Raw genomic sequence first — 8,419 nt, forward strand, 5'->3', positions numbered from 1 at the left:
GGCGTAGTCGACGTTGGTGCAGATCTGGCCCGCGTTCAGCATCTTCACCCAGAGGATGCGCCGGGCCGCCGTCTCGATCGGGAAGTCGGGCGCCACGATCGCCGGCGCCTTGCCGCCCAGCTCCAGCGTCACCGGGGTCAGGTTGCGCGCGGCGTTGGCCATCACCGAGCGGCCGGTCGCGCCCGAGCCGGTGAACAGGAGATGATCGAACGGCAGCGACGAGAAGGCCGGGCCTCTGCCGACGCCCTCCGATCCGCCGCCGTCCTCGAAGAAGGCGAGCTTGTCCGTGGGCAGGTAGTTGGGCGAGAGACGCGCCAGCAGCGCCGCGAGATGGCGCGAGTTCTCCGACATCTTCACCATCGCGCGGTTGCCCGCGGCGAGGATGGCGGCGAGCGGGCAGAAGCTGAGATTGAGCGGAAAGTTCCACGGCACGATCACGCCGACGACGCCCAGCGGCTGGGGGATCACGCGGTTCCTTGCGCCGGGATAGGTCAGCACGTCGATATGCCGCTTCTGCGGCTTCATCCATTTGCTGAGGTGCCTGCTCGTATGTGCGATCGTCTCCAGCACCACGAAGTATTCGGCGAACAGCGTCTCGAACGCCGAGCGGCCGCCATAGTCCGCATCGATCGCGGCGACCAGCGCGTCCTTGTTCTCCTTTACGAGCCGCGCCAGAGCCTCGAGGTCGGTGCGCCGCTCGCGAAGGCCAGGCGCCGGCGCCGCCAGCCACGCCGCACGCTGGCGCTCGAAGCAGGACCGCAGCTCGTCGGGAATGGCGATCGTTTGGGAATGGGTGTCGGGCATGGTCGTCTCCCGGGCGATGGGCGCATCATTCTAGCGCAAGCCGGGCGCCATCGGGCATCGCCGCGAGGCGCACAACGGCCTTTCCTTGCGCCGCGCCGGCGGATATTCGATCGGCAGGAGGACGCGATCATGCTCGAGGACCGATATGGCCTGCCGCTCAGCACTTCGTCGGAGGCCGCGCGCGACGCCTACGTCGCCGGCTGCGACGGGGTGATGGCGGCGGCCGCCGGCGACAAGGCCGACCTCCGGCGCGCGGTCGAGGCCGACCCGGACTTTGCGCTCGCCCATGCCGCACTGGCGCGCGCCCTGCTGCTGATGGCCGATGTCGCGGGAGCGCGGGCAGAGGCGGCGCGCGCCCGCGAACTGGCCGGCCGCGGCACGCCGCGCGAGCGGAGCCACGTCGATGCGCTTTGCCTGGCGATCGAGGGCAAGCCGGTCGAGTCGCTGGCCGCCACGCGCGCCCATCTTGCCGAGCATCCGCGCGACGCCATGGTCGCGGCGCCCGCGACCGGCGTGTTCGGCCTGATCGGCTTCAGCGGCCGGCAGGGCCGCGAGCCCGAGCAGGTCGAGTTTCTCGAGACGCTGCGCCCGCATCTCGCCGGCGACTGGTGGTTCCAGTCGGTCTATGCCTTCGCGCTGGAGGAGGTCGGCCGGCTCGACGAGGCGCTCGAGCTGATCGAGCGTAGCATGGCGGCCAACCCGAGGAACGCGCACGGCGCGCACATCAAGGCGCACGTGTTCTACGAGCAGGGCGAGGACCGCGTCGCGCTCGACTATCTCGACTCGTGGCTGCCCGCCTATCCGCGCGAGGGGCTGATGCACTGCCACATCTCCTGGCACGTCGCGATGTTCGCGCTGATGCTGGGCGACACGGAGCGCGCCTGGCAGATCTATCGGGCGCAGGTCCATCCCGGCGGCGCCTGGGGTCCGGCGCTGAACGTCGCCACCGACGCGCCCGCGTTCCTGTGGCGGGCCGAGCTGGCCGGCCAGGCGCGCAATCCCGACGCCTGGCAGCAGGTGCACGGCTACGCGCAGAAATCCTTCCCCAAGGCGGGCGTCGCCTTCGTCGACGTCCACCGCGTGCTGGCCGCGGTGGCGGCCGGCGACGGCGAGGCGATCGCACGCATCGCCGCTGAGCTCGACGAGCGCGCCCGGTCGGGCCGCTCGCCCGCCGGTGAGGTCGTGCCGCAGCTCGCGCGCGGCTTCGCCGCCTGCGGCAAGGGCGACTGGGCCGGCGCCGTCGCCGCGCTCGAACCGGCGCTCGCGGCGACCGTGCGCATCGGCGGCAGCCGCGCCCAGCGCGACCTGGTCCAAAACACGCTGATCGCGGCCTACCTCAAGGCCGGCCGCGCGGCCGATGCGCGCAAGCTCGTCGCCGCACAGAAGACCGAGCGCCGTCCGTCGGTCCCCGTCGCCGGGCTGGCATAGCGCTTCGGGCGGCGCAAAGCCGACGCGCTCGACGCCTTTTCTTTCGTCGCGAGGTGAGCGGTGTGATCGGTACCAACAGCGTACGTCGCCCCCTCTCCCAACCTCTCCCCCTATCGGGGGCGAGGAGCATGAGTGCGACGATCAGGATCATGTTCCTCTCCGCTGTTGGGGAAGAGGCGAGGAGCATGAGGGGCGGCGATCATGATCATGTTCCTCTTCGCCTTTGAGCAAGACGTGAGGAGCATGAGTGTGGCGATCAGGATCACTTTCCTCTTCCCTTTGGGGGAGAGGCGAGGAGAGGGGGCGTCACCGCGGCATCATTGCGGCGGCATCGAGGTCGGCGATGGCGGCGGCGACGCGCTCGAAGCCCGCCTGGAAGACGGCGATCCCGCGGGCGTTCGAGGGATCGAGGGTGCCGATCACGATGACGCTGTAGACCAGGCAGTAGAGCACGCCGAAGCGATAGGCCTCGAAGCATTGCTCGACGGCGAAATCCTCGACGCCGTTTCCCTTCAGCGTCTGCACGTAAAGCGCGAGCAGGTCCTTCTCGATCGCCCGCCGCGTCGCCGGTGTCACGTTGCCTGACATGAAGTAGGCGAGATCGAACACGCCGCCGCCGCGGCTGCTCACCTGCCAGTCCACGGCCGCGATCGCCGACTCGTTGGAGTCGGATCCGCCGAAGAAGAGATTGTCGGCGCGGTAATCACCGTGCACCAGGGTCTGCGGCCAGCCGGCGACGCCGTCGAGCATGCGGATCACGTTGCCGCCGAGCGCCTCGCCGGTGCGTTTCAGCGCGGGCGAGAGCCTGTCGCCGACGAACTGGACGAAGGCCGGCCAGCATTGCTGGAACGCCGGTTGCGCGAAGTGATGGATCGGATCGTTGGTGGCGGGCAGCCAGGCGAAGCCGGCGAGCTTCGGGTCCTGCCACCAGCGCGCATGGCACTTCGCGATGGCGACGACAGCCGCGCGCGCCTGCGCGGCGCTGCATCCTTCGAGCTGGTCGCCGAGCGTCGCCGGTGCCAGATCCTCGAGCAGCAGGACGAAATCGCCGGTCGCGGGATTGGAGGCGCCGTAGTGCAGTCGCGGCACGCGGATGCCTGCCTGCGCGCCGATGTCGCGATAGAAGGCGACCTCGCGGTCGTAGAAGCGGAACATCATCGCGAGCTGACGCGATTTCTCGTCGAGCGTCGGCTGCTTGGCGATCAGCGTGGCCGGCAGGCCGGCGCCGTCGGCAGAGCGCAGGCGCAGGCGGCCGAGCTTGCCCAGGAAGCCGACGCCGGCCGCGATCGGCTCGTACTCGACCGAGGCCACGTGCGCCTGCAGCGCCGCGGTCAGCCACTCCGCCGAAAGGGCCTGCGGAGTCTTCGGGATGTCCAAAGCGGTTATGCGCGCCTCCCCTTGGTTTTGCCGCTGAGCATAGGCCGTCCGTTTGCGCGCGGACCAGATGGGGCCACATGACGCACCGCTCTACCCGGGGTTGGACGTAACTTCTCGTGCAGCCCGTGCGTTGCATGGACGGCAGGAGCCCGAATGCCCTTCCCCGTCTTGGCGGCAGGGTCTTTCCTCATCGAAGGATCCGCCGCCGACAGGTCGTTTTCGCAAGGCACTCCGCTTCTGCCTTTTGCAGAAGGAGAGCCTACATGTCGATTACCCATCCTGCACATTTCGATAGTGCGAAAGCCGCATCCGGCGCGTCGGCGTCGGAAGCCGTCGCGGGCATCGTCGCCATCGTTCTGACGATCCTCGGCCTGGCGCACGTCTCGCCCGCCTTCCTCATGGCCGTGGCGACGATCGCCGTCGGCGTAGCCCTGATCTCCCATGGCGGCATGGTCGCCACCGAATACGCGACACTGGTCTCACAGCCTGACGAGACGCGGCCGGCGGCGGCCGATCTCGGCGGCAGCGCGGCGTGGTCGCTCGAGCTGCTGGCCGGCGCAGCCGGCATCGTGCTCGGCATCCTGGCCCTGCTGCAGGTCGCCTCGATGGATCTGATGGCGATCGCGGCCATCGCCTTCGGCGGCGCGCTGGTGTTCAGCAGCGGTTCGTCGGCCCAGTTCAACCTCATGAGGCTGACGACGGTCGGTCTGGGACAGCAGGCCCAGCGCCTCGCGGCCAGCATGCTGTCGGGCTCGGTCGCGATCCAGGCAGTGGCGGGGCTGGCCGCTGTCGTCCTCGGCATCCTGGCACTCGCCGGGTTCAGTTCGATGACCTTGATCCTGACCGCCCTGCTGACACTCGGTGCGTTCATCTTCATGAACGGCTCGACGCTCACCGGCGCCATGCTGATGACGTTCGACCGGTAACGTCCGGTGCACCGGGACCGGGCTTCGCGGCCGTCAAGGCCACGGGGTCCGGTCAGTGCGCAGACGGCGGGCCGCCGCGCAAGCCGGTACCCGCGACTGCGGTCGAGTCTATCGGTCGTTCATGATGGATCATGCTAGATCATGATAGCCTTGGAGGGGGTGCCGGATGGCCGCCTATGAGCGCAGCCGCGACAACTATGGCGAGCTGTACAAGAAGCTGGCGCGGTGACGGATTTCCTGACCGTCGCCGCTGATGCGGCCTTCGAGTTCATCGACGGGCCTTATCGCGAAAACACCTTTCGCTTCGACAGCCTGGCCGACTGGTTGCAGCCAACACCCGGCGACACTGAGGCAGTACGTCACTCAACCACTTCGTCGGCGCGCGCGACAACGGCGGCCGGGAGGGTGAGCCCCAGCGCTTTTGCCGTCTTGAGGTTGACCACCATCTCGAAGGTGGTCGGGCGCTCGACCGGCAGGTCGGCGGGACGCGCGCCCTGCAGGATCCTGCCGAGCAGGGTGCCGGTCTGGCGGAACGTGCCGAGCAGATTGGGCCCGTAGGACATCAGGCCGCCGGCCCGCGCGATCTCGGAAAACAGAGTGGCGGTCGGGACGTGATGGGCGAGGGTGAGGTCGGCGATCAGCTTCGGGTTGGTGCCGAAGATCGGCGACGACAGGATGACGACGGCGTCGGGACGTCGCTCCGCCGCCGTCTCGAAGGCGCGTCCGAGTTCGTCGATGGCCCGGACCTTCACCACCTCCAGCCCGACCTTCAGCGACCGGCCGGCAGCCTCCACCGCGTTCAGCTGCGTAGCGCCCGTGGCGGGATCCCACAGGATGACGGCGCGCGACAGGCCGGGGATCGCCTCCTTCAGGAGCTCGAGCCACTTCGTGCCGAAATCGGGGAAGTCGGAGAACACGCCGGTGACGTTGCCGCCGGGATGGGCGAGGCTCGCCACAAAGCCGGCGGCGACGGGATCGCTTTCGAGATCGATGGCGACGATGGGCTCGACCGACGTGGCGGACCTCGCCGCGCGCACGGCCGCAGGGCTCGCGGCCACGATCGCGTCGGGCTTGCGCGCGACGAGATCGGCGGCGAGCGCCGCAAGCTTCGCCGGATCGCCCTCCGACGCGTGGACCACGACGTCGACGCGGTCGGCCTCGCGGTAGCCCCCCGCGCGCAATCCGTCGCGCAGCGCCGCGATGCGGACGGCGGCGACGCGGGCGACGCCCGGATAGAGAAACCCGATCCTTGCCGTCCGGCCCGGCGGCTGTGCCCGCGCGGCGGCCGGTCCTGCCGTCGCGGCTGCGCCGCCGAGCGTCGCCAGGAGCCGCCGCCGTCCGATGCCTGTCGCCATCCGCCCCATCTTCCGGCGCGCACGATAGCACGCGGCGCAGGCTTGGCTATCGGAGCGGCGCCGGCGAACTCGGGATCAATTCTTCGCGTCGTGCCCGTCGAGTGTGTCGTCGGTTCGCTGCAGCGGGCGCCATGGCAGGCAAAGGTCGCCGGCCGCGCGGCCTTCAGCGGCTTCCCTTTCGGACGCCGTTCGCCTGCTCCTCGAAGCCGCACGCCCGTGCCGTGGTGTAGGCCACCGCGCGGCGGTCGCCCTCCTTGAGGCAGCCGTTGATCCAGATGCCGCTGAAGACCTGGCCGTCGCGGCCGACCTTGGCGCCCTGGCCGTTGGGCTTGCTGTCGGCCCACCGGCCGTCGTAGCGGTCGCCGTTGGCCCAGCTGTAGACGCCGAGGCCGTTGAAATCGTCGTCCTTGAACTCGCCATCGTACTGGTCGCCGTTGGCCAAGCGGAAGACGCCGCGGCCGTTCATCTTGCCGCCGCGGTAGGCACCCTCGTAGCGCGCGGTCGGCTTGCCGTTCTCGAACCACTGCAGCGTGCCGTTGCCTTCCGCCAGGCCGTTGTCGCAGCCGCCGCTCCACGAAATCGATTCGCCCAGAACGGGCGTGGCGTCCCAGACTTTGCAGCCGGTCGCGGGGTCAGCGAACCAGTCGGGCGGCGGCGCCGTCTGGGCCGTCGCCGCGACAGACAGCAGAAGGAGCGGAAGCGGAAGCGAAGCGAGATGGAAGGCCATGGTGCTCTCCTTCTCTGGCCGACGTCGCGGCGTTGCCGGCGGCGTGGCCAGCCGACGCTAGGGGCGCTTGGGCAGCGTGAAGCCGTTGCTGGCGAGCTTGCGCTCCAGTACCGCGATACCGGCGGCGGTCTTGCCGCTGTGGCAGTCCTCGATCGCGGTGCGGGTCTCGAGGTCGGGCTTGCTCTCGCCGTTGGTGGCGCAGGTGGCGAGATAGCGATAGGCGCTCTCGGAGAGCGTCGCGCAATAGGCCGCATCGTCGGCACGCGCCGCCGGCGCGACCGACAGCAGCGCCAGGGCGAGCACGACAAAGAGAAACAGGAGAGGCCGGGACATGCGCATGGGAGTGGTCACACCGCGTGACCGCATCGTTCGATCGACGCCGATCATTGCACGCCACGCGTGTCCGTTCGAGTCCTGCAAGCCCACGGCCGATCACTCCCGAGTGATCGCGCCGGCCGATCGCCCGCACCGGATCGAACGCGTGGAAGGGCGCCCATAGCGCGATCGCTCGGGAGGCATGGCAATGTCAACTTCGGCGGCGGTTGCTCTAGCGAGGCGGCAAGGGCGCCTTGGCGTCCCGCAGCTTCTGCTCGAGGACAGGGATGCCTGCGGGATCTCCGGCGAGGCACCGCTCGGCGGCGACGTTGCCGTCAACCGGACCGGGACGGGGAGAATGGCCGTGCAGCTTCACGTAGTACTTCTGGTACTCCGCCGCGAGCGCGCGGCAGTAGGAGGCATCGTCGGCGTCGGCGGGCGCCGACAGCCCCGCAAGGAGCACGACCAGGACAGCCGGTTTCGCGAACATGTCCGTCCTCCAGTGCCCGATCGATCTTACGCCCGCACCGCAACGGCGCAACAAGACGCCCAAGCGCCGGCTCAAGGCGAAGCTGCGCGACGATCGCCGCCGGGCCACCCGATCGAACGAGACCTGGCGATTGCAATCCCAGCCGCGACAGAGCCGGAAAAATCTACCGGCGGTCCAACGTCAGGGAGCAGAGCAATAACGAACGGATTTTATCTCCGGCTAGATGAAACGCGGGGCTCAGGTCACGGCCAACCGATCACTCGGGAGTGATCGGTTGCGATCGGGAATTGGTTCTACGGCCCCGCGCGACGGGCGATGATAATGCTTATGCGCCCTTGTCGCGCCCTCGCCTGCACGCTCGGCCTGCTGTTGCTGCCGCTGGTGGCCCGGGCCGACGACGCCTCCTATTGCGCAGCGCTGGGGGACCTGGCCTGGCGCTATATCGCCACCAGCGCCATGGACGGCGCGAGCAAGCCCGACCTCGAGACCAGGGCGGCAATCGCCGAATGCGAACAGGGCCATTTCGCTGTCGGCATCCCCATCCTGGAACGGAAGCTGCGCGACAACGGCATCACGCTGCCGAAGCGATCCACGGCGCGAGCCTTGTGAGGTCAGTCGGGTACGGCTCCGCCGCACAAATCGTCTGTGGCGTGTTGGCAGGTAGCATGGGTGGCCGCTTGGACCGCCATGCCTTCGGACCGCTTCTTATACCGAGCGTATAACTATACCGAGCGTATAACTTCGCCAGCTCCGGATCTCATGTAATGAAGTTCCAGTTGTCGACGTCCTCGCGAAGTTCATTTTGAACGAAGAACGAGCAAGAGTAGTCCGGTTCGTCCGTAGACTCGAAAAGAACATCCCGAACGTCCTCATTCACTTCCGGCGCGCCTTCGCCCGGCCCTCGAAATCTCCCGGCGAGGCCCTCAATGGCCACAGTCGGCCGGCTCGTGCCCCGGTAGATTGTCAGAGATGGCAAAAAAAGCGAAAGCGGGATCGC

The 8,419-nt window shown here is 68.7% G+C and carries 10 protein-coding genes; 3 read left to right on the forward strand and 7 right to left on the reverse strand.

Annotation, left to right across the window (positions count from 1 at the left end; all coding sequences use genetic code 11):
* Positions 1 to 804 (reverse strand): aldehyde dehydrogenase family protein (locus VH499_RS16555; protein ID WP_332053849.1); only part of this gene is annotated, 804 nt, incomplete at its 3' end.
* Positions 805 to 933: 129 nt separating this feature from the next.
* Between VH499_RS16555 and VH499_RS16560 the strand changes: the two genes are divergently transcribed.
* Entirely contained in the window at positions 934 to 2,232 is a 1,299-nt protein-coding gene (locus VH499_RS16560; protein ID WP_332053850.1) for a tetratricopeptide repeat protein, read from the forward strand.
* Between the two features lie 306 nt (positions 2,233 to 2,538).
* Here the strand turns inward: VH499_RS16560 and VH499_RS16565 are convergent, their stop codons facing one another.
* On the reverse strand, positions 2,539 to 3,609 hold the full coding sequence (locus VH499_RS16565; protein WP_332053851.1) for a phosphotransferase: 1,071 nt from the start codon (positions 3,607 to 3,609) through the stop codon (positions 2,539 to 2,541).
* A gap of 263 nt (positions 3,610 to 3,872) precedes the next feature.
* Between VH499_RS16565 and VH499_RS16570 the strand changes: the two genes are divergently transcribed.
* The gene (locus VH499_RS16570) at positions 3,873 to 4,535 is read left to right on the forward strand and encodes a hypothetical protein (protein ID WP_332053852.1); all 663 of its coding nucleotides are present in this window, start codon (positions 3,873 to 3,875) and stop codon (positions 4,533 to 4,535) included.
* A gap of 359 nt (positions 4,536 to 4,894) precedes the next feature.
* Here the strand turns inward: VH499_RS16570 and VH499_RS16575 are convergent, their stop codons facing one another.
* From VH499_RS16575 to VH499_RS16590, 4 genes are all read right to left on the reverse strand, one after another.
* Entirely contained in the window at positions 4,895 to 5,890 is a 996-nt protein-coding gene (locus VH499_RS16575; protein ID WP_332053853.1) for an ABC transporter substrate-binding protein, read from the reverse strand.
* Between the two features lie 163 nt (positions 5,891 to 6,053).
* Positions 6,054 to 6,617 carry a hypothetical protein gene (locus VH499_RS16580; protein WP_332053854.1) on the reverse strand — a complete coding sequence of 188 codons (564 nt, stop codon included), beginning with the start codon at positions 6,615 to 6,617 and terminating at the stop codon, positions 6,054 to 6,056.
* Between the two features lie 57 nt (positions 6,618 to 6,674).
* The gene (locus tag VH499_RS16585) at positions 6,675 to 6,950 is read right to left on the reverse strand and encodes a hypothetical protein (RefSeq protein ID WP_332053855.1); all 276 of its coding nucleotides are present in this window, start codon (positions 6,948 to 6,950) and stop codon (positions 6,675 to 6,677) included.
* Positions 6,951 to 7,164: 214 nt separating this feature from the next.
* Entirely contained in the window at positions 7,165 to 7,422 is a 258-nt protein-coding gene (locus VH499_RS16590; protein WP_332053856.1) for a hypothetical protein, read from the reverse strand.
* A gap of 327 nt (positions 7,423 to 7,749) precedes the next feature.
* Here VH499_RS16590 and VH499_RS16595 point away from each other — a divergent pair, with 327 nt between their 5' ends.
* On the forward strand, positions 7,750 to 8,031 hold the full coding sequence (locus VH499_RS16595) for a hypothetical protein (protein ID WP_332053857.1): 282 nt from the start codon (positions 7,750 to 7,752) through the stop codon (positions 8,029 to 8,031).
* A gap of 148 nt (positions 8,032 to 8,179) precedes the next feature.
* Here the strand turns inward: VH499_RS16595 and VH499_RS16600 are convergent.
* A partial coding sequence (locus tag VH499_RS16600; protein ID WP_332053858.1) for a hypothetical protein occupies positions 8,180 to 8,419 on the reverse strand: 240 nt, incomplete at its 5' end.

The organism is Reyranella sp. (assembly GCF_036558665.1).
Lineage (GTDB): Bacteria > Pseudomonadota > Alphaproteobacteria > Reyranellales > Reyranellaceae > Reyranella.

What these genes read in the sequence shown, in the direction of transcription:
- VH499_RS16560 (WP_332053850.1), top strand. Translation starts at nt 934, where the DNA reads ATGCTCGAGGACCGATATGGCCTGCCGCTCAGCACTTCGTCGGAGGCC.
- VH499_RS16570 (WP_332053852.1), top strand. Translation starts at nt 3,873, where the DNA reads ATGTCGATTACCCATCCTGCACATTTCGATAGTGCGAAAGCCGCATCC.
- VH499_RS16575 (WP_332053853.1), bottom strand. Translation starts at nt 5,890, where the DNA reads ATGGCGACAGGCATCGGACGGCGGCGGCTCCTGGCGACGCTCGGCGGC.
- VH499_RS16580 (WP_332053854.1), bottom strand. Translation starts at nt 6,617, where the DNA reads ATGGCCTTCCATCTCGCTTCGCTTCCGCTTCCGCTCCTTCTGCTGTCT.
- VH499_RS16585 (WP_332053855.1), bottom strand. Translation starts at nt 6,950, where the DNA reads ATGTCCCGGCCTCTCCTGTTTCTCTTTGTCGTGCTCGCCCTGGCGCTG.
- VH499_RS16590 (WP_332053856.1), bottom strand. Translation starts at nt 7,422, where the DNA reads ATGTTCGCGAAACCGGCTGTCCTGGTCGTGCTCCTTGCGGGGCTGTCG.
- VH499_RS16595 (WP_332053857.1), top strand. Translation starts at nt 7,750, where the DNA reads ATGCGCCCTTGTCGCGCCCTCGCCTGCACGCTCGGCCTGCTGTTGCTG.